We start from the raw sequence: 20,855 nt of genomic DNA on the forward strand, positions 1-20,855 counted from the left end.
TTTATCTAAAATTCACTGATTATTTGGGTTGTGATAAACACACAAACGATTACAATGCAAATCTCGCCCAAATTGGTGCATGGTCAGACGGCTTCTCCAATCCACGAATATCATAGCTAATCCCTGCATCCACACAGTCGGCGATGAGTTTATCCGTACACAAAATATGGTCGATGCGTAATCCTCGTTTTGGTGTATCCTCAAAACCCCTTGAGCGGTAATCAAACCAGCTAAATTCATCAGCACTATCAGGCTTAAACTTGCGATAAGTGTCGTGCAAATCACGACTCATTAAAGCATCATACCACTCTCTTTCTTCTGGCAAAAATGAACAAGTGCCATTTTTTAACCAGCGTTTAGCATTTTGTTCACCAATACCAACATCACAATCATGCGGTGAGATGTTCATATCCCCCATGATAATCAGCTCTCGCCCTTGACCTTTTAGTTCATCAATATAAGTATTTAAATCCGCATAAAAAGCACGCTTCATGGGAAATTTAATCTCATGATCTCGGTTTTCGCCTTGTGGAAAATAGCCATTCATCACATCAATCTGACGCCCACCTACTTCAAATCTGGCATGAATCAAACGCCTTTGGGCATCAGCATCGGCAAAAGGGAAGCCCTTTTGCACAAAAATCGGTTTAGATTTTGATAAAATCGCCACACCATAATGGGCTTTTTGTCCAAAAAACTCCACATGATAGCCCAAGCTCTTAACATCAATCAGCGGAAATGCCTCATCATGCACTTTGGTTTCTTGCAATCCAATGATGTCCGCTCCCAACATATCGCGCACAGCAACAAGTTGATGCAGTCTGGCACGCAGCCCATTGATATTAAAGCTCACAAAAGTTGTCATGTCTCAATCTCTATCTATAAAAATGATGCTATTGTAACAAACTTTTGATAAAAATTTTGCAAATTTTGCATGACTTTGCTAAATTGGGCGTAGCATAATGCCAATTTAGATAACTCACCCACCATCAGGATACACCATGAATAGCCCTATTTTTCATCATACTTATAAAGTCTATATCAATCACACAGACGCAGGTGGCATCGTCTATCATGCCAATCACCTGACCTTTTTTGAAAATTGTCGCAGAGATTGGCTAAGCTCGCTTGGGTTTCATGGTTATTTTTTTGATGCTGATGGTGTGGCAGGTGGTACAGACAGCCATGATGGAAAAATTCACTTTGTGGTCGCTCGTGCCGATTTGACCTATAAATTACCACTCTTTGTTGATGATGTGCTGATTGTTACCGTGCAAAAGATGACAAAAAAGTCCGCCAGTCTTATTCTAACCCAACATATTTATCGCTCGTATGATGATTTTAAAAGCGGTAAGGTTGCAAGTACTGGCGTGATTACCTTAGCTTGCGTTATCAATAGCGATGATGGCATTCGCCCCTATCGACTGCCTCGCACCTTTTAACAGCACACCAAGTCATTTGTTATCGCCTAGAAAAAGGAGCGGTACTACCTACTGCTCCTTTTTTATGCTCTTTATTTTAAAGCAAGTCAGTTATCAAGACTACCAAATCACAACCACCAAATCACAAAAACTTAGTAATCAATCGCAGTGGCAAATACTTCATGCCCAGACCAATTGGCAACCACGGCCATGCAGGCACATATGCTTCATCAACTTTCGCTTCAATCGCTTTGACAATCACATCAGCACCCTCCTCTTCTTCAACTTCAAAAGGTAGGTATTTTGCTCCAATATTTAAATCAGTACGAACATACCCTGGATAGATGGTTGATACCGTGATAGGCAGTTTTTCAGTGATGGAATCAGCACGAATTCCCTCTGCCAATGTTGCAAGCCCTGCCTTAGCTGCAGCATAGGTGGTTAAATGGCGTGGCAGACCACGCACAGCCGACATGCTAGATATGACCACCAGATGACCACTATTTTGACGGCGGAAAATCTGCATGGCAGATTCACACTGTGCCAATGCAGAGATGAAGTTGGTCTCAGCGGTAGCACGGTTAATGGCAAAACGACCATAACCAATCACACGGCTGTCCCCAACCCCTGCATTCACAATGATTTTATCAATGGTTGTGCCATTTGCCTGCACTTCTTTATCAAAGTCATCGAACACCAAGAATACATCATCATAGATGGTAACATCAAGTGGGCGAACATAAACCTTGATGCCAAACTCTTGCTCAAGCTCTGCTTTTAGTGCCTCTAGGCGGTCAAGCCGTCTGGCACAGATTGCCAAATCATAACCTAAAAAAGCAAACTTACGAGCCATCATCGCCCCAAGTCCTGAGCTTGCCCCTGTAATTAGAACAACTTTACCTTGACCGATGCCACGAATGTCTTTTAAATCTTTAATTTTATTAAACCGGTTTGCCACCACACGACCAAACTTATCCGCTTTAGCAAACAACTCTTCTAATCTTTTCATAACTTACCCATAAAACAACTTAAAAAATAAGTAGCTATTTTAGCGTATTTTTTGGTAAAATTCTAATAATTTACTGTGTACAATCAATCACTTAAGGGCGATTAATCTTCGCCAAAAACTCGGCAGCTCTTAAGCCAGCTTTACCAACAAAGTCTGTTATAGAAACGCCAATTTGCTCATCTAAGCCTAATTTTTCTAGCAAATTTGGCTTGGTGCGTAAGTTTAATGCAAAGACATTGTGATTATCCATTAATCCCAAAATATACGCATCTGATGTGCCAAGCTCATCAATCAAGCCCAAAATATGGGCGTCTTTACCAAACCAAAATTCGCCTGTCGCTACTTTTTCAATATCTAGGCGTGGTCGATGTGAGGCAACATGATTTTTAAACAACCAATGAATGCGTTCTAGTTCAGATTGGTATTTTTCACGGTCTTTATCATCATTTTTATCAAACATGGTAACGGTGCGTTTATATTCCCCTGCTGTAAAAGACTCAATATTGATGTCGTATTTTTTAAGAAAATCATAAAAGTTCGGCATTTGGCTAACCACACCGATAGAACCAACGATAGAAAAAGATGCACCAATAATCTTATCAGCCACGCACGCCATCATATAGCCACCACTGGCAGCGATTTTATCCACACAGACGGTTAAAGACAGCTGAGCTTCTTTAATTCTTTGCAACTGTTCAGCAGCCAGTCCATAAGCATGCACCTGACCACCACCACTTTCAAGACGAATCACCACCTCATCGTTGGCTTTAGCCACGCTAATAATGGCACTAATCTCTTCACGAAGCTGTGATACGGCACTTGCTTTGATGTCGCCATCAAAATCTAGCACATAGATGGTTTTGGCATCATCTTGCTTATTGGTTGTCTTATCCTGCCCTTTTTCTTTAGCATTTGACTTAGCCAAAGACAAAAGTTTAGATAGACAACCACCACAATCATCGGCAGTAACTACTTGCTCAAACTCTTGTCGTTGCTTTTTTTGGACTTTGTTTAAGTGAGTGATTTGTAACTCTACTGGTTTTTTTGATGAAAAAAGTAGCATATTAACCCTTAAAATTTTATAGCATGGTTGATAAAAACTTTTATGCAAATTCACTAAAAATAAATTGGTGCGGTGTTTTTCAAGTTCAGCCAAACGGCAGACCCTTAGCTGTCTGTTGTATTTTTTAGACCTACGCCACGCAAGCGACCGTACCCATCAATATCACGAACAATCAGCGACCAAGCATCATTGAGTCTCACCTCATCGCCCTTGACAGGCTCCGCCTTAAAATGCGATAGCATGAACTCTTCAACCGTCTGATCACGAGCATCGCTCAAAGTTTGCATCAACTCATCATCAATACCAGCCAAGCCTGTGGCACTAGGCGATAAAGTAAACATATCTAAAGCACTGGCAACGGGTGCGATTTTACTAAAACGATTTTGACTAAGGCTACGAGTTGCCAAATTATAAAACGGTAAATCCATGATGCGTGCGTGTGGAGACAACAGCCAATCACCATAAAACTCACTGGTTTTTTGATATTGAGTAGCGGAGTTGTTAAAAACCTTAGCAATATTACCCGCCCAATCACCCAGCAAAGCATACCAAACAATATCGCCAACTTTAAGCACTGTATCATCGTCAACATGCACAAGATGACTGCCACGAACAACAGCGAAGACGCTGATTTCTTGAGGATTTACCTTTCCTGAAATGTCTTGTGGGTGGCGACCAATGGCAAACGCACCGGGCTTAACCTCAAACTCATATAAAGTTATATTGGCTTGATCACCCACCCAAATTTCATGTTCAGCCTTAGGTTCAGCATCGGTTGGCACCCAAACTTTAAACAACCGAGACATGAATGGAATTGTTGTGCCTTGTGCCAACAAAGATAAAATCACCACACCAAAGACGATGTCAAACGCTAAATTTGCCCCTACAACACCGCTGACCACAGGAATGATGGCCAGTGTGATTGGTACTGCACCTCTTAGACCAACCCACGAGATAAAACCAATCTCTTTTAGACGAAAGCCAAACGGTATTAGGCTTGTTGCCACCGCAATCGGACGAGCTACAAATAACAAGAATAAAAAGATTGCCAGTGAATAATACCACTCTTCAATCATTCTTGATGGTGTAACCAATAGACCCAACACCACAAATAGTACTGCTTGTGATAGCCAAGCAAAACTATCCATGACACGCAAAACATGTTCTGTAGCACGGACTTTGGTATTGCCAATGATGACACCTGCCAAATACACCGCCAAAAATCCACTGCCCCCAAATAAGTTGGTCGCACCAAACACCGCCATACCTGCTGACATGATTAAAATGGCGTACATACCATCAGCCAAATGCACCTTTGGTAATAACTTAGATAACAACCAACCTGCCGCCAATCCTGTAATCAGACCAACTAAAATCTGTTGGGTTAGCATTAGGATGATGCTGCCGATTGTTTGACTCTCTGGATTGAGATTCAAAGCAATCATGACCGTAACCAACAAAATTGCCAAAGGGTCGTTCGTGCCAGATTCCAACTCAAGTGTGGCCTGCACACGGTCATTGAGCTTGACCCCGCCATTTCTAAGTAGGCTAAAAACCGCTGCAGCGTCAGTTGAACCAACAATCGCTGCCATTAAAAAACCCAATCGCCAATCAATATCAAGTAGCCAGCTAACAAAAAGACCCAATGCACAAACCGTTGCAATAACGCCCCAAGTTGCCAGTGTAATCGCAGGTTTTAGACCGACACGAAAAGATTGGAATGAAGTGCGAAGTCCACCATCAAGCAAGATGCAGGCAAGTGCTGCCTGACCAATGAAATTTGCGGCAGAATACTCCTGAAATTCAATACCCAGCACCCCTTCTTCGCCAGCAAGCATGCCCACACCCAAGAAAAACAACAACAAAGGCACACCCAAGCGTGCTGACAAGGTGTTTGTCATGATGCTGATAAAAATCAGCATAGAAGTAACAAGATAAATGATATTTAAAGTATCCATCGGCGAAGAAATGCTCCTTTTGGTAAATAACCCGCTTGACAAGTAACGGCTAATTTGGCTTTATTACCACAAATAAATCAGCTAATACTATCACAATATACCGTCAAATTTCCATAACAAACTCATCAATTTAATCGGTTTTTTCATATTAAACATAGTTATTGATTATACTAATTGTATTTAGTACATAGAATATCAAAAACCACCTAAGCCGATATTCCGACAAAGGTGGTTTTATGGTAGTGATTTAAAGAGTTAAGTCAATCAAGATAGGTTTGATGCCTGTACCAAAATCTTGGTATACTCTTCTTGTGGGTTTTCAAAAATCTGCTCGGCAGTACCCTCTTCGATAACTTCGCCTTTACTCATCACCATCACACGGTCAGATAAAGCACGAACCACAGACAAATCATGGCTGATGAAAATATAGCTTAGTCCATATTTGCGTTGCAGGTCATTTAACAGCTCAACCACCATAATTTGGGTTGATCGGTCAAGTGCTGAAGTTGGCTCGTCCAGAAGAACAAACTTAGGTTCTAAAATAATTGCACGAGCAATGGCGATGCGTTGACGCTGACCGCCTGAAAACTCATGCGGATAGCGGTTAATCATTATAGGTGATAGATTAACCTCTTTGAGCATCTTCACCACTTTTTGACGACGCTCCTCTTTGGTCATCTGCGGAAAATGTACTGTCAGACCCTCACCAACAATCTCCCCCACCGTTAAGCGTGGCGACAGCGAGTTAAATGGGTCTTGAAAAACAATTTGCATATCACGGCGAAGCACATCACGCTCTTTGGCATTCATCTGCTTGATGGGTCTGCCACCAAAGCTGATTTCTCCTGTAGATTCCACAATTTGCATGATGGCACGACCAATGGTTGATTTACCAGAACCAGATTCACCCACAATCCCTAAAGTCTCCCCCTCTTTTAGGTGAAGAGAGATGCCCTTGACCGCACTAAAGGTCTTGGTTGGTTTACCAAAGAAACTACGCTCCATCACATAATCTACATGCACTTTGTTAGCAGTAATGATATCTGGCACACCCTCTCCCAATAACGGCTTTTGATTCATTGGGATTGGCATCAGCAGCTCTTTGGTGTATTTATGCTGTGGTTGATTAAATACGCTTTGAGTATCACCTCGTTCGATAATCACCCCATGTTGCATGACACACACTTGATGGCTATACCTTCTAACCAAACGCAAATCATGAGAAATCAAGATGATTGCCATGCCAAGATCTTTTTGTAATTGCATGAGCAAATCTAAAATCTCAGCTTGAGTGGTAACATCAAGTGCTGTGGTTGGTTCGTCAGCAATGAGCAAGTCAGGCTTATTGATGATTGTCATTGCAATCATAATACGCTGAAGCTGACCGCCTGAAAACTCATGCGGATAACAGTCCATCTTACGCTCAGCATCAGGGATTTTCACCGTTTCAAGGGTTTCCAATGCCATTTGACGAGCCTGTTTTTGGCTGATGTTTGGGTTGTGAATACACACCGCTTCGGCAACTTGTTTACCGATTTTCACAAAAGGATTAAGACTGGTCATTGGCTCTTGGAAAATCATGCCAATGCGGTCGCCCCTTAAGGATCGCATTTGTTTTTCAGACAGTTTTAAAATCTCTTTGCCATCAAAAACAACCGAAGAATTCTGACCAAATGTAGCAATCTTTTTGGGCAATAACTGCATGATTGCCATACTGGTAACTGACTTACCCGAACCTGATTCACCCACAATGGCAAGTGTCTGCCCACGATTTAGGCTAAATGTCATGTCTTTGACAACATGAACATTTTCCTCATCAGTCTTTAAAAATATATCTAAGTCTTTAACTTCTAATAGTGCCATCTTCTCATCCTACCATTCGATTATTTATCTTTAGGGTCTAAGGCATCGCGTAAGCCATCGCCTAAAAAGTTAAAACAGAACAATGTCGCTACCAAAAATATTGATGGAATGAGAAGTTGCCACGGTGCTACTTGCATACTTTGAGCTCCTTCTTGTAGCAATGCACCCCAACTGGTCATTGGTTCTTGTACTCCCAATCCTAAGAAACTTAAGAAGGATTCAAACAAAATCATGCCTGGCACAATGAGTGATGCATAAATTACAACCAACCCTAAGACATTTGGCACAATATGACGCATAATGATGCCAGTACTAGAGACGCCTGTGATTTTTGCAGCTTCAACAAATTCTTTATTTTTTAGGCTTAAAGTTTGTCCACGCACGATACGAGCGACATCCAACCATGACACCATACCAATTGCCACAAAGATTAAGAAAATATTTCTACCGAACAAAGTTACGAGTAAAATCACAAAAAACATAAAGGGGAAAGCGTTTAACACATCCAAAAAACGCATGAGCAACATATCCACTTTACCACCCAAGTAGCCTGATAAAGCACCATAGATAGTACCAATCAATACCGCAACGAACGCACCTGCCACACCTACCATAAGCGAAATGCGACCACCAACAGCAACACGAACAAGCAAATCTCTACCAATCGGATCTGTGCCAAAATAATGTCCTGAGCTTAGTGAAGGTGCAGTACCCATACTCGCCCAATCAGTGTGGTCATAAGTATAAGGTATGAACATTGGTGAAAAAATAACAAAAATGGTAATAATTAGCAGAATTAATGCACTAGCAATGGCGGCTTTATTTCGGCGAAAGCGTCGCCACGCATCCTGCCAAAGACTGCGTCCTTTAACATCATCAAGGTTGTGAGGCTTTATGGTTGTATCAATAGACATAAAACATCCTTTTTTATTTTAATATTTGATTTTTGGATCAATGAGTGCGTATAAAATATCAACGATAGCATTAAATGTAATTGTTAGCACTCCCACCAGGATGGTTAGGCTTAGCACCAAACTATAATCACGGTTTAATGCCCCATTGACAAAGAGCTGACCAATGCCTGGCAGACCAAAAATTGACTCAATCACGATAGAGCCTGTAATAATACCTACAAAAGCAGGTCCTAAAAATGAGATAACAGGCAACATCGCAGGACGCAAAGCGTGTTTAAAGACAATGTGAGAGGTTGGCAAGCCTTTTGCTTTGGTGGTGCGGATATAAGGGCTGTTTAGCACTTCAATCATAGAACCCCTTGTTACCCTTGCGATGCTAGAGGCATAACCAAGAGCTAACGTGCCCACAGGTAGGATAAGATTTGGCAATGCACCACTATTCCAACCCCCTGCTGGCAGTACCTGCCAAATAACAGCAAACAACAAGACAAGCAATGGACCTTTTACAAAACTTGGCATGACCACACCTGTCATGGCAACCGTCATGAGTGCATAGTCAAAAAAGGTATTTTGTTTTAAGGCGGCGATAACGCCAAGCGTGATGCCCAATACAAGTGCTATCACGAAGGCGTAAATACCTATCTCCACCGAGACAGGCAAAGACTGAGCAAGCAATTCATTGATGGTGTAATCTTTGTACTTAAAAGAAGGGCCAAAATCCCCCATGAAGAGTTGCTTTAGATAATTTAGGTATTGAAGCCATAACGGATCGTTTAAATTATATTTAGCTTCAATATTAGCAAGTACTGCAGGCGGTAAGTTACGCTCACCAGTAAATGGGCTACCAGGTGCCAAACGCATCATGAAAAATGACACAGTGATAAGAAACAACATGGTTGGTATCGCTTCTAAAAAACGCTTAAAAATCAGTTTTAACATAAAAAACCTTGTGTTCTAAATACCATGAACAAAAGCCAAAAACTTGCTAAATGCAGGTCTTGTCATCCATCTCAGGCTTGCTTTTTATCCTTGAATAGCGAGCCGATCTTGTATCAATGCCACCAATCACTTATCATCATATCTGCTAAGTGATTCAGTGATAAAGCTAGCGTATGATACCTAATTTATAGGAAATTGCACAAAATAATCATCAAGTTGTGCTAATTTATCCTGCTTTACAATCTATCTAATTATTCTAAATTACCAATAAATTAGGTAGATTTAGCGAATAAAAACAAGCATATTATTCAACATGCTTGTTTTTTCATACTTGCCTTATTTAACAGACCAATCTTTGACTAACCAGCCATTTAAAGGATCGGCCAATGAATCAGCATTAATATTGTTTTTAACCAAACGGTTGTAAACAGATACATACAAAAAGATTCCAGGGTTGTCTTTTTGTAGTATAGATTCTGCTTCATAATACAACTGCTTACGCTCTTCATCATTAGCCACCATCAATGTTTTATCAAGCACTTGATCAAAGGCGGCACTTTGATATTTACCTGTATTATTACCATTGTTTGTGCGTAACATGTTATAAAAACTTGATGGCTCATTATAATCAGCACACCAACCAGCCAGTGCCGAATCAAATTTTCCTTGACGGCGAGTATCTAATGAGGTTTTCCATTCTTGGTTGATGGTACTAACATCCACCACGCCATCTGACTGCTGTTTCATCATAGAAGCAATGGCGGTGGTTAAGCGTTTGGCAGATTCACTGGTACTATATAACAACTCAAATTGAAGAGGTTTACTGGTGCTATAGCCAGCTTCAGACAACAGCTTCATTGCCTGCTCGGTACGACCTTTCGCATCAAGAGATGCCCATGCAGGATCAATTCTCTTCATGCCATTGATGATTTCAGGGGTAAACTGATAAGAAGAAATCTCACCTCTTCCTAAAATCTGCTGAGTGATGGTGTCTCTGTTTACCAACATGGTTAACGCTTGACGCACTTTAGGGTCAGAAAACTGTGGCTTGTTCATATTATATTCAATATAAAAACTGCACAAACGAGGCGTAGTGTCAACTTCATTTGGGTGTTCGGACTTGATTTTGGCAAACTGCTCTGGTGGTATGCCTGCTGTAATATCAAGCTCACCTGCCTTATAACGATTGATCTCATTCGCCCCTTGAATGGGTAAAAACGATACTGTCTCAATCTTGGTATTAGCATTATCATGGTAGGCAGTATTACGCTCTAAGGTCAAATGACTATTAACCATCCACTCTTTGAGTTTATAAGCACCACTAACAACTATATTAGCAGGCTCAATCCATTTGTCGCCATGTTTTTCGATGACTGACTTTGGCACAGCATAAGTTACAGGCAGTAACATCAAGTCGGGCAAATACGGCACGGCTTCATCAAGTGTGATTTGTAGGGTGTGATCGTCAAGAGCCTTAACACCCAAAGCATCAACTTGTGCCTTACCTAAACTCACCGCTTTGGCATTTTTAACCTTTGCATCAACCAAGTATTCGCCATAAGGTGCACCCGTTTTAGGGTCAGTTAATCGTTGCATGGCATATACGAAGTCATGTGCTGTTAGCGGTTCTCCATTTGACCATGTTAGCCCTTGCTTAATGTTAAAAACCCATACTTTTTGGTCAGCACTTTCCCAGCTTTCGGCTGCCGAAGGGATTGTTTTGCCATCAGCATCAGATGCTGTTAGACCCATGAACATCTGGCGGATGATGTTGCCAGAGCCTACATCAGATGATTTTTGTGGATCTAAAGTTTCTGGCTCTGCACCATTACCAATATTTATATGACCTGTAGAGGCAGTGGACTGCACTGCTGCCTTATCATCCGCACCGCCACAGCCAGCAAGCACTAGCATGGTGCCTAGTACCGCACTACCAAGCAGTTTTTTATGTAAATTCATATGATTCTCCTTTAATCAATGCTTCAAAATTTTTATATCTTTGATATAGTAATTATTTAGTGGGTCTTTAGCTGAAAAGCCCTGCACATAAGGTTTAATTAGACGAGGTGAAACATATTGATACACGAAAATATTTGCCGAATCCTTATCTAACAAAGCCTCCGCTTGTCTATAGATATCGGCACGAGCCTCATCACTAACACCTGCTTCAAACGCACTATCCAATAGCTGGTCAAATGCTGGGTTATTGTACTTACCATTGTTGTTTGAGTCAGTAGAAAGAAGTGTATTTAGGAAAGTAGATGGTTCGTTGTAATCAGCACACCAACCACCACGAGCCATTTCATGATTTTGGTTGCGACGAGTCTCAAGATAGGTTTTCCACTCTTGGTTATTCAATGATACATCAACAAAGCCCAAACTATCCTTCCAGAATGATGCCGCTGCCACTGCCAATGTTTTATGTTGTTCACTGGTGTTATACAATAGCTCAAATTTCAAAGGATTTGATTCATTATAACCAGCTTCGTTTAATAAACGCTTAGCCTCGCTGATTCGCTTTGCATCATCCCAATTTTTCCATTCTGGCTCGTAAGGCTTGACACCATTAACTGCTTCTGGGGTGAATTGGTAGGCTACTTTTTGACCTTGTTTTAAGATGCTGTCTGTGATGATCTCACGACGCAGCGTCAAAGACAGTGCCTTACGCACACGCACATCGTTAAATGGTGCTTTGGTGTGATTAAATTCATAATAATAAGTACATAGTTTTGGCTGTGCAACCACTTGATCGCCCAATTCTTTTTTTAGCTGCTCAAACTGAGTCGGAGGTAGAGCATCGGCTGTAATGTCTAATTCACCCGCTTTAAAGCGTGCAACATTAACCGTATCTTGAGGGATTACCAAAAAAGTCGCCTCATCAATGGTGGTGTTAGCATCATCAAAATAGCTTGGGTTACGCTTGAGTACAATGCTTTCATTTACACGCCAATCTTGTAGAATATAAGGACCATTGCCCACAAAGTTGCCTACATTTGTCCATTTATCTCCCAGTGCTTCCACTGTTTTTTGATGTACAGGCTTAACAGATGTGTGGATCATCGCATCAGGAAAGTATGGCGTTGGCTGAGTCAATGTGATTTTAAGTGTCTTGTCATCAATCGCTTCTACACCTAGCGTTTCAGGCTTGGCTTTGCCATCAACAATCGCCTCTGCATTAAGTACTTTTAGACCTGACAGATAGGTAGCATAAGGAGATGAGGTTGCAGGATTTACCAAACGGCGAAAGCTATATACGAAGTCATGTGCTGTTACAGGCTCTCCATTAGACCAATTTGCATCACGCAGTTTAAATATCCATACTTTATTATCCTCAGATGACCATTCTAGTGCCATGGCTGGGATGGTTTTTCCATCTTGATCGGTCGTTGTTAGCCCCACAAGCATTTGACGCAGCAAGTTGGATTCTGGCACACCACTAACTTTGTGTGGATCTAAAGACTCTGGCTCTGCACCATTGCTGATGGTAATTTTTTGAACTTCGCTAAGCTCGCCAATTTTTTCGGCAACGGCAGACTGAGCATCCTTTGTCTTGTCCTCACTGCCACACCCTGACAATGCAAACATACCGATTGCTACCATGCTTGCCAATAATGGTACTCTTAACTGCATCATATTTTCTCCTTTGTGATGATGTTTAATGAACTAGCAACATTCATTGTACAATTAGTTAACCAAAATAACAAGCATTTAATCTAAAGAATTACCGTTTATACCAACTCGTCAACAGTCCACTTCAGTTAAATATAAAGTTCATTTATATGTTAAGATTTTGGCAGTTAGGTGCATCACAAGTATCATGACAACCATTAACACAACGCCTTTTACTTTATCTTTTTTCATTCTAAGGCTCTTTTTTATTGTCAAAGCCGTCCCATTTTGTAAAATTCACAATTTTTAATCAATTTGGGATTAACTTTTTGGTCTATTTTTGTTAAAATCCCAAAAGCATATTTATTGGATTTATAGTTTCTACTTTATTTAAGGCAATTTATTTATGATGCGTAGCCATTATTGCGGTCTTGTTACCGAAGAACTCATTGACCAAACCATTACCATCGCAGGCTGGGTGCATCGCCGTCGAGACCACGGTGGGGTTATCTTTTTGGACATGCGAGACCGTGAGGGTCTACTACAAGTCGTGATTGACCCAGATACGCCTGAAGCTTTTTCAACCGCTGACTCAGCTCGTTCTGAATACCTGCTAAAAATTACAGGTCGTGTTCGTCGTCGTTATGAAGGCACAGAAAACAGCAACATGACCAGCGGTCAAGTAGAATTACTGGGTAAAGAGATTGAATTGCTTGCCAAAGCAGACACCCCACCTTTTCCATTAAACGATGACAACATCAATGTATCAGAAGAGTTACGCCTAAAATATCGCTTTTTGGACATTCGCCGTCCAGAGATGTTAGACCGCCTGCGTTTTCGCTCAAAAGTTACCAATCTTATTCGTAACTATTTAGATGAGCATGGCTTTTTGGATGTTGAAACGCCAATTTTAACTCGTGCCACTCCAGAGGGTGCAAGGGATTATCTAGTGCCGAGTCGTGTCTCCAATGGCGAGTTTTATGCTTTGCCACAATCACCCCAGCTATTTAAACAACTGTTGATGGTTGGCGGCGTTGATCGTTACTATCAAATCGCCAAATGCTTCCGTGATGAGGACTTGCGTGCAGACCGTCAGCCAGAGTTTACCCAGATTGATATCGAAACTTCATTCCTAGACGATAATGACATCATGGACTTGATGGAAGGTATGACTGTCAAACTATTTGATGAGTTGTTGGGCGTGAAGTTTGACAAATTCATCCGTATGCCATACAGCGAGGCAATGCGTGATTATGCTTCTGACAAGCCAGACTTACGCATTCCACTAAAACTTGTTGATGTTGCTGACATCATGCAAAATGTTGAGTTCAAAGTATTCTCCGCCCCAGCCCAAGACCCCAAAGGTCGTGTGGTTGCCTTGCGTGTGCCAAACGGTGCCGAGATCAGTCGTAAACAAATCGATGAGTACACCAAATTTGTTGGTATCTATGGTGCTAAAGGCTTAGCATACATTAAAGTCAATGACGCAAGCAATATCAACAATGGCGTAGACAAAGAGTCAGGACTACAATCACCCATCATTAAGAACATGACTGATGAGGTATTGACAGAACTGATTGAGCGTACAGGTGCACAGTCTGGCGATTTAATTTTCTTTGGTGCAGATAAGGCTAAAGTTGTCAATGATGCAATGGGTGCGTTGCGTGTCAAGCTCGGCCATGACCTTAATTTATTAACTTGTGAATGGGCACCGTTATGGGTGGTTGATTTCCCAATGTTTGAAGAGACCGATGATGGCAAATGGACTTCAGTTCACCATCCATTCACCTTGCCAAAATCAAGCGTTGAGGAAGTGAAAAACAACCCAGGTGAAGCACTGTCTGTCGCTTATGACATGGTGCTAAATGGTACTGAAATCGGTGGTGGCTCACTGCGTATCTACACACTTGAAATGCAAAAAGCAATTTTTGAAGCATTGGGTATCAGCGAAGAGGAAGCTGAAGAAAAATTCTCATTCCTACTCAATGCTCTAAAATATGGTGCACCGCCACACGGTGGTTTGGCATTCGGTCTTGACCGCCTTATCATGCTAATGACAGGCTCATCATCAATTCGTGATGTCATCGCATTTCCAAAGACCAAAACAGCTGAATGTCCACTTACCCAAGCCCCTGCTGCTGTAGAAAGCAAACAGCTGCGTGAGCTAGGTCTTCGCATCCGTGAACAAAAAAGTGCAGAATAAGGCATCATTTGGATGTTGAGGTTGATTCGGTTTGTGCCATTGTCCTTACTTAGGACTTTGGCACGAGCCATCGCTTGCTTGGCACTACTGATTGATGCAAGCATCTATCGCAGTATTCGCAAGAATTTACTGATAACCAGACCACTACTGTCTAATGAGCAACGAAAAGCAATGGCTAAGCAACTGCTTTTTAATCAGCTCATCAGCACCGCAGACAGCCTAAAAAGCTGGGCAATGCCAACAGAGTGGTCAGTCAGTCAAATTAAGTCCGTACATCGTTTGGATATACTACAAGATGGCTTAAATCACCCCAACGGTATGCTTGCCATAGTACCGCACATTGGTACTTGGGAAATGATGAACGCATGGATCAATCAGTTTGGTCAACCTGTCATCATGTATAAACCTGTCAAACAAAAAGCAATCGACAACTTCATCCGTGAAGGACGACAGCGTCTTAACGCCACACTTGTGCCAACAGACAGTACAGGCGTCAAAGCAATATTTAGGGTGCTAAAACAAGGTGGATTTAGTATCATCTTGCCCGACCATGTCCCTGACCCATCAGGTGGCGTAATTGTGCCTTTTTTTGGCATACCTACGCTAACTGGTACGCTTGCCCCTAAACTTGCCCAAAAAACAGGTTGTGCTTTGGTTGGATTAAGCTGTGTACGCTGCGATGATGGCAATGGGTTTGAGGTTCATTGCCACAACTTATTCGACCCGAAATTATATGACCCAGACATCAATATAGCTACCCAAGCGTTAAACGATGCCATGCAAGGCATGATTGATGAGCATTTTACTCATTATATGTGGGGCTATCGCCGTTTTAAGTTTACATCCTTTGAGAACAATCCCTACTTGCTTGATGAAAGTGAGCTACACCAACGAATACTTTCTTATCATGCTACACAGAATAATAAGGATAGGACATGAGTACAGCCAATACCAATTACATCATCTGTATGAAATGGGGCAATAAATACGGTGCTGACTATGTAAACAGACTGTACAATATGGTACAGCGTAACATGACCCTACCCTTTACTTTCGTTTGTCTAACTGATGACAGCACAGGCATACGCTCGGAAGTCGTCTGCTACCCCATACCTGAGCTGAATCTACCGAGCAATATTCCTGAGCGTGGCTGGAAAAAGCTCACCACATTTAAGCCTGATTTATACGGCTTAAAAGGTACGGCACTATTTTTAGATATTGATATTGTCATTGTTGATAATATTGATTGTTTCTTTATACATCAATCACAACATGATGACAGTGTGATGATTATCCGAGACTGGAAAAAACCATGGCGAATGGTTGGTAATAGCTCAGTTTATCGCTTTAAGGTGGGACAAAATACTTACCCCAACCTACTGGCATATTTTGAACAAAACTTTGAAAAAATCCGCTCGGAAGTTCGCCATGAACAGGCGTTTTTATCTAACTACCTAAGAGAACATTATCATTTAGAGTATTGGGATGAATCGTGGTGTGTGAGTTACAAATATCACTGCCTACAAAAAATTCCTTTGGCGTATTTTAAGCCACCTGTTAAGCCAAAAGATGCCAAAATCATCATCTTTCATGGCGAGATCAATCCGCCTGATGCCATCGCAGGTGGTGGTGGTAAATGGTATCGCCATGTATTGCCAAGCGATTGGATTAAGCAAGCATGGCAATAAGACCCATCAATTGTAGCAATCAAACTAAAAAAGCACCTATTAGGTGCTTTTTATTTATTAGCGTTTGAACATATCGCCTTGCCGATTTTTCTTGACATATTCAATCATGCAATCACGCAACAACTGGCTTGCAGTACGGTTATTATCTCGTGCTGCTTGTTTAAATTGCTCAATCAAATTCTTATCAACACGCATGTTAAAAGTAGTTTGTTCGTCTCGCTCCACCATATCTAGCCCCTTTTGCCTACAAGAAATAAAATAGGGCGTAATTATAACAATCAGTATAGATTTTTCAAGTATTTGTTAAGATTTTTTTACTTTTTTTTGCCAATTTGAATGAATCTTTTCATGATTTATTCAAAAAAATTAACCAATCTCAAACCATGCTAGCAGTCAGACATTCTTAAAACATGATTCATGATAAATACAGGATAAGGTTTGAGTGTCATTATCAGACAACAAATCAAATACTAGAAGCTCTCGCCAGTTCGTCATGGCGTTGGCAAGTATATTCAAAATAGCACTACAAAAGCCAAACTAAAAGGACTAAGCTCTGTTAAGTGCAGAAACTTAGTCCAATCAAGTCTTTAAAAACCGACCACTTAATACAACCTAATATTTATTTCGTGTTGTATCAGTTGGTTTATTGGGTATTTGGATTTGTTGTTCATGCCCAATTTGGCAGTCTTATACTCTAAACTGAGGCAAGAACGCTTCAACGCCTGGAAACATACTAACAGCACCCATCGCAAGACATAAGACAACAAAGCCAATCAGCGGAATCATCACACGCCCAGAAAAACCAAGTTCACGGCTGCGTTGTTTATCACCAATAAGACCTAAGTTATCTAACATCATGGTTAAAGACCAACCAAAAACAGGGTTTACCAACGCTGATGCAAACACCACAATGGCAGCAGATTGCGTTGTCTTGCCCTTACGAGTCATTTCCATACCTGCTTCTAACAAAGGTACGAATACCGCCACAATCAACGCTGTGCTTAGTACAGGTTGCCAAAAACCGCCAAATCCATCGGGGATAACCCCAAATCGCCGCTACAATACAAAATACAACGGTTAAAATTGCACCTGCAGGGATTGGACGCTTGGCAATGGCAGCTGGCACAATATAAGTACCCCACGATGAGGTAAAATTTGCACCGCCCAACGCTGAGCCAACTGCTTGACGCACTGAACAGGAAATCATCGTATCGTCAATATTCATGTAAGTGCGTTCTGAGCGTGGTGGATAGCTAATTTTTTGGAATACTTGATGACCCAAAAAGTCAGGCGACCACATAGCAACTGCCAACACCGCAAATGGGAAAGCAACGATATACGCCTTCAAATCTGACAGACCCAATGTCCAACCTGTATCTTCACCCCACCAGTACATTGGGTTTAATGGTGGTAGTCCTGGGTCGGTATTAAATTCAAAGGTGCACCCAAGGCGAACGCCAACCCACCTGCAATGGCACAGCCAATCGGTACAGCCAACCAGCGTTTTTGCCAATGCTCAAGCAAAGCATACATAACAATGGTTGCTACAATGATAATAAAGGCGATGTGCGGTAAACCAATTTTATCCACCCATGCAATCATTGCTTTTACCTGTCCTATCGTACCAACAAAACCCAGATACAAGAGTAAGCCGCCCGCCACGCTTACTGGTTAGGCGTGCCATAAGGCTACCACCCTTACACAAGGCAAGAGCAATGCCAAACACTCCCATCAATACACCAAATGCTAGCGGATGTCCACCTGCGGCGACAACGATAGGAATGAGCGGAATGAGTGGTCCATGTGTACCAGGTAGATTTGAAGTAGGTAGGATAAAACCTGAAAGAATCAGGACAAAAAATGCCGCAATTAACATCTCATAGCGAACATTCTCAAGAATGAAAGCATCGGATAGTCCCAAAGGCGTAGCAAATGCCGCCGCCATCGCCCCCCACCATAACGATTTTACCGATGGTGGCAGCAATTGCAGGAATGGTATCCTCCAACTCAAAACGATAATCACGAAACGGCAGGTTAATTTTCCAGCGTTTTGGCTGCATGATTTGCAGTTCGTGGTTTAGATATTCGTTGCGTGTGGCAAAATTAGAGCTTGGTCTATATAGCTCGGCATAACTTTTATTGCCCAAGTCGCTTGACTGACCATTGTTTGCCACTGAATTATCAATCATATCACTCACAATACATACTCCTTAACATTGTGATGACTAACGGCATTTAAGATTCATTTTTTCCATCAGCCTTGATGCCGAAAAAACACGCTTAAACACCACTGGTTGTTTACAATGAGCATAGAAGCTACTGTATTGTGCATTTTTTAAAACACATTTCTAAAAATAACCAAACCTAGATGACTAAAAATACTCAAAGCCGAACAGACAAATCTGCTCGGAAATTTGTTCATTTTTTGAAATACATTTAAAAGTATTTGATCCACAAATACAGCGTCATCCATGTTCGGGCATGATTATATATTGGTTTTATTCATCTGTCATGCACTATTTTTATAATGATTAAAAAATTTGCAAATAAATCATCGTCAAAACATAACAATTCCATCATTTATGGTACAATAAATCATCATTATTTTTTCAATCAATAAGCATCATGGCAATCACCACCACCTACCCCTGCCCCACCTGTAAGACACTCACAACATGGGCAGATAATCCAGTCAAACCTTTTTGCTCCAAACGCTGTCAGCTTATCGACCTTGGCGAGTGGGCATCAGAAAACTACAAAATCCCCACAGCAGACACCCCATTTAGCGAAGAAATAGAACATCACAGTCCAAATGCCTAGACAGGAGTTTTTTTATGAGTCATCTTATGCCCACCTATGCCCGACAACCAGTCAATTTTGTGCGTGGCGAAGGGTCTTATTTGTACGATGATCATGGCAAGCGTTATCTGGACGCATTGACAGGCATTGCTGTATGCGGACTTGGGCATTGCCACCCTACCATCTCCAACGCCATTAAAGAACAAGCTGATACACTCATTCATACCAGCAATTTATTTGGCGTTCCATGGCAAGAAAAAGCAGCAGATATTCTATGCAAAAAAGCAGGCATGGAGCAGGTGTTTTTTGGCAACTCTGGGGCGGAAGCCAACGAATGTGCCTTAAAACTGGCTCGCTTATACGCCCATCAACAGGGCAAAACACGACCAAAAATAATCGTCATGACCAATGCCTTTCATGGTCGCACTTTACTGACCGTTACTGCCACTGCCAACCCCAAAGCACGAGAAGGATTTTATACCCTAGAAGATGACTTTATTCGTGTGCCATTTGGCGATGCTGCTGCCGTATCTGCCCTAAGCGATGATAAGGATATTTGTGCGGTATTGGTTGAACCAATTCAAGGTGAAGGAGGGTTGCATACGCCACCTGATGGTTATCTTGAGGCATTGTCTAGTATCTGTGAGCGTAACAACTGGCTGTTGATGCTTGATGAAGTGCAAACAGGCAATGGTCGTACAGGCAAATATTTTGCTTATCAATACACCAGTATCCGCCCTGATGTTCTGACCACCGCAAAAGGTCTAGGCAATGGCTTTCCTGTGGGTGCGTGCATGGTGGCAGGTCGTGCTGTTGGACTTTTTGGGTATGGTTCGCATGGCTCTACTTATGGTGGCACGCCACTTGGTAGCCGTATTGTCTGTGCTGTGTATGATGAGCTGACCGATGCCGTACTTGACAATGCCAAAAAACAAGGCGATGCCATCAGATGTGCCATCAACAAAAAATTCTCTCATCAAGGCGTACAACTGCGAGGTCTTGGCATGATGATTGGCATCGTCTTGCCAGATGGCATTGATTGTAGTCAGTTGGTAGACATCGCACGAGATGACCACCAACTCATCATCAATGTTACTGGTGACAATGTCATACGCCTACTGCCCGCCCTTAACCTAAGCGATGCTGACACCACCTTGTTAATAGCCAAGCTAGAATTGCTATTAACAACGCTTTTATCTTAAGTCGTGCAATCAAGTCAGCCACAACCCACAGTCAGCTTTTGGGGTGTGCCTTGCTCTTTTTTGCACAGTTTTATTCAAATCAATCGTCAGTACACCCCAAGATAACAGCGAAATAAACAACAAATTGATTTTGGCCTTTTTTGTATTTACAATACTTATTCATCAGTGCTGAAATATTTTTTATAGT

Annotated in this window: 17 protein-coding genes and 1 pseudogene; 6 read left to right on the plus strand and 12 right to left on the minus strand. The window is 41.7% G+C overall.

Annotated features, from left to right (window positions below; translation table 11 throughout):
- Positions 1 to 49: 49 nt before the first annotated feature.
- A complete protein-coding gene (xthA, locus tag L3D27_RS05555) occupies positions 50 to 865 on the minus strand; it encodes an exodeoxyribonuclease III (RefSeq protein ID WP_432480570.1) in 816 nt (271 codons plus the stop codon).
- A gap of 136 nt (positions 866 to 1,001) precedes the next feature.
- Between xthA and L3D27_RS05560 the strand changes: the two genes are divergently transcribed.
- A complete protein-coding gene (locus L3D27_RS05560) occupies positions 1,002 to 1,442 on the plus strand; it encodes a thioesterase family protein (protein WP_432480571.1) in 441 nt (146 codons plus the stop codon).
- Between the two features lie 121 nt (positions 1,443 to 1,563).
- Here L3D27_RS05560 and L3D27_RS05565 read toward each other — a convergent pair whose 3' ends face one another.
- The 8 genes from L3D27_RS05565 to L3D27_RS05600 form a co-directional block, all read right to left on the minus strand.
- On the minus strand, positions 1,564 to 2,430 hold the full coding sequence (locus L3D27_RS05565; RefSeq protein WP_373627236.1) for an SDR family oxidoreductase: 867 nt from the start codon (positions 2,428 to 2,430) through the stop codon (positions 1,564 to 1,566).
- Positions 2,431 to 2,521: 91 nt separating this feature from the next.
- A complete protein-coding gene (gene sohB / locus L3D27_RS05570; RefSeq protein ID WP_432480572.1) occupies positions 2,522 to 3,493 on the minus strand; it encodes a protease SohB in 972 nt (323 codons plus the stop codon).
- A gap of 104 nt (positions 3,494 to 3,597) precedes the next feature.
- On the minus strand, positions 3,598 to 5,451 hold the full coding sequence (locus L3D27_RS05575) for a potassium/proton antiporter (protein ID WP_284674528.1): 1,854 nt from the start codon (positions 5,449 to 5,451) through the stop codon (positions 3,598 to 3,600).
- 264 nt (positions 5,452 to 5,715) lie between these two features.
- Positions 5,716 to 7,314: an ABC transporter ATP-binding protein gene (locus L3D27_RS05580; protein ID WP_432480573.1), complete on the minus strand. Its 1,599-nt coding sequence runs from the start codon at positions 7,312 to 7,314 to the stop codon at positions 5,716 to 5,718.
- A 20-nt stretch (positions 7,315 to 7,334) separates the two neighbouring features.
- A complete protein-coding gene (oppC, locus tag L3D27_RS05585) occupies positions 7,335 to 8,228 on the minus strand; it encodes an oligopeptide ABC transporter permease OppC (protein ID WP_432480574.1) in 894 nt (297 codons plus the stop codon).
- Between the two features lie 18 nt (positions 8,229 to 8,246).
- Complete coding sequence (oppB, locus tag L3D27_RS05590) at positions 8,247 to 9,167, minus strand: oligopeptide ABC transporter permease OppB (protein WP_284674531.1); 921 nt, start codon at positions 9,165 to 9,167, stop codon at positions 8,247 to 8,249.
- 336 nt (positions 9,168 to 9,503) lie between these two features.
- The gene (locus L3D27_RS05595; protein WP_432480575.1) at positions 9,504 to 11,126 is read right to left on the minus strand and encodes a peptide ABC transporter substrate-binding protein; all 1,623 of its coding nucleotides are present in this window, start codon (positions 11,124 to 11,126) and stop codon (positions 9,504 to 9,506) included.
- Positions 11,127 to 11,141: 15 nt separating this feature from the next.
- A complete protein-coding gene (locus L3D27_RS05600; protein ID WP_284672787.1) occupies positions 11,142 to 12,800 on the minus strand; it encodes an ABC transporter substrate-binding protein in 1,659 nt (552 codons plus the stop codon).
- 382 nt (positions 12,801 to 13,182) lie between these two features.
- Here L3D27_RS05600 and aspS point away from each other — a divergent pair, with 382 nt between their 5' ends.
- Genes aspS through L3D27_RS05615 form a run of 3 tightly spaced genes read left to right on the plus strand, consistent with a single transcriptional unit; the run spans position 13,183 to position 16,667 of the window.
- Positions 13,183 to 14,979 carry an aspartate--tRNA ligase gene (gene aspS / locus L3D27_RS05605; RefSeq protein ID WP_284672788.1) on the plus strand — a complete coding sequence of 599 codons (1,797 nt, stop codon included), beginning with the start codon at positions 13,183 to 13,185 and terminating at the stop codon, positions 14,977 to 14,979.
- Positions 14,980 to 14,991: 12 nt separating this feature from the next.
- Entirely contained in the window at positions 14,992 to 15,918 is a 927-nt protein-coding gene (locus L3D27_RS05610) for a lysophospholipid acyltransferase family protein (RefSeq protein ID WP_284672789.1), read from the plus strand.
- Complete coding sequence (locus tag L3D27_RS05615) at positions 15,915 to 16,667, plus strand: glycosyltransferase (protein ID WP_432480576.1); 753 nt, start codon at positions 15,915 to 15,917, stop codon at positions 16,665 to 16,667. Before L3D27_RS05610 ends, L3D27_RS05615 begins: the two co-directional genes overlap by 4 nt.
- Positions 16,668 to 16,724: 57 nt before the next feature.
- Here L3D27_RS05615 and L3D27_RS05620 read toward each other — a convergent pair whose 3' ends face one another.
- The 3 genes and pseudogenes from L3D27_RS05620 to L3D27_RS05630 all read right to left on the minus strand — a co-directional run bounded on the left by L3D27_RS05620 (position 16,725) and on the right by L3D27_RS05630 (position 18,856).
- The gene (locus L3D27_RS05620; protein WP_373627227.1) at positions 16,725 to 16,895 is read right to left on the minus strand and encodes a hypothetical protein; all 171 of its coding nucleotides are present in this window, start codon (positions 16,893 to 16,895) and stop codon (positions 16,725 to 16,727) included.
- A 165-nt stretch (positions 16,896 to 17,060) separates the two neighbouring features.
- Positions 17,061 to 17,183, minus strand: a complete 123-nt coding sequence (locus L3D27_RS05625) for a hypothetical protein (RefSeq protein WP_432480577.1) — start codon at positions 17,181 to 17,183, stop codon at positions 17,061 to 17,063.
- 171 nt (positions 17,184 to 17,354) lie between these two features.
- Positions 17,355 to 18,856: pseudogene (locus L3D27_RS05630) on the minus strand (DUF3360 family protein).
- 436 nt (positions 18,857 to 19,292) lie between these two features.
- On the opposite strand from L3D27_RS05630, the gene L3D27_RS05635 reads away from it, so the two are divergent.
- Positions 19,293 to 19,487, plus strand: a complete 195-nt coding sequence (locus L3D27_RS05635; protein ID WP_284672796.1) for a DNA gyrase inhibitor YacG — start codon at positions 19,293 to 19,295, stop codon at positions 19,485 to 19,487.
- Between the two features lie 14 nt (positions 19,488 to 19,501).
- Positions 19,502 to 20,668, plus strand: a complete 1,167-nt coding sequence (locus L3D27_RS05640) for an aspartate aminotransferase family protein (RefSeq protein WP_432480578.1) — start codon at positions 19,502 to 19,504, stop codon at positions 20,666 to 20,668.
- The last annotated feature ends 187 nt before the right edge of the window (positions 20,669 to 20,855 follow it).

The sequence above is a fragment of the Moraxella sp. ZY200743 genome, from assembly GCF_050885545.1.
Lineage (GTDB): Bacteria > Pseudomonadota > Gammaproteobacteria > Pseudomonadales > Moraxellaceae > Moraxella > Moraxella haemolytica.

Bases quoted from the DNA above. Each gene is read 5' to 3' on its own strand.
- L3D27_RS05560 (WP_432480571.1), top strand. From the start codon at position 1,002: ATGAATAGCCCTATTTTTCATCATACTTATAAAGTCTATATCAATCAC.
- aspS (WP_284672788.1), top strand. From the start codon at position 13,183: ATGATGCGTAGCCATTATTGCGGTCTTGTTACCGAAGAACTCATTGAC.
- L3D27_RS05565 (WP_373627236.1), bottom strand. From the start codon at position 2,430: ATGAAAAGATTAGAAGAGTTGTTTGCTAAAGCGGATAAGTTTGGTCGT.
- L3D27_RS05575 (WP_284674528.1), bottom strand. From the start codon at position 5,451: ATGGATACTTTAAATATCATTTATCTTGTTACTTCTATGCTGATTTTT.
- L3D27_RS05640 (WP_432480578.1), top strand. From the start codon at position 19,502: ATGAGTCATCTTATGCCCACCTATGCCCGACAACCAGTCAATTTTGTG.
- L3D27_RS05620 (WP_373627227.1), bottom strand. From the start codon at position 16,895: ATGGTGGAGCGAGACGAACAAACTACTTTTAACATGCGTGTTGATAAG.
- L3D27_RS05600 (WP_284672787.1), bottom strand. From the start codon at position 12,800: ATGATGCAGTTAAGAGTACCATTATTGGCAAGCATGGTAGCAATCGGT.
- oppB (WP_284674531.1), bottom strand. From the start codon at position 9,167: ATGTTAAAACTGATTTTTAAGCGTTTTTTAGAAGCGATACCAACCATG.
- L3D27_RS05580 (WP_432480573.1), bottom strand. From the start codon at position 7,314: ATGGCACTATTAGAAGTTAAAGACTTAGATATATTTTTAAAGACTGAT.
- sohB (WP_432480572.1), bottom strand. From the start codon at position 3,493: ATGCTACTTTTTTCATCAAAAAAACCAGTAGAGTTACAAATCACTCAC.
- oppC (WP_432480574.1), bottom strand. From the start codon at position 8,228: ATGTCTATTGATACAACCATAAAGCCTCACAACCTTGATGATGTTAAA.
- L3D27_RS05595 (WP_432480575.1), bottom strand. From the start codon at position 11,126: ATGAATTTACATAAAAAACTGCTTGGTAGTGCGGTACTAGGCACCATG.
- L3D27_RS05635 (WP_284672796.1), top strand. From the start codon at position 19,293: ATGGCAATCACCACCACCTACCCCTGCCCCACCTGTAAGACACTCACA.
- L3D27_RS05615 (WP_432480576.1), top strand. From the start codon at position 15,915: ATGAGTACAGCCAATACCAATTACATCATCTGTATGAAATGGGGCAAT.
- L3D27_RS05610 (WP_284672789.1), top strand. From the start codon at position 14,992: ATGTTGAGGTTGATTCGGTTTGTGCCATTGTCCTTACTTAGGACTTTG.
- xthA (WP_432480570.1), bottom strand. From the start codon at position 865: ATGACAACTTTTGTGAGCTTTAATATCAATGGGCTGCGTGCCAGACTG.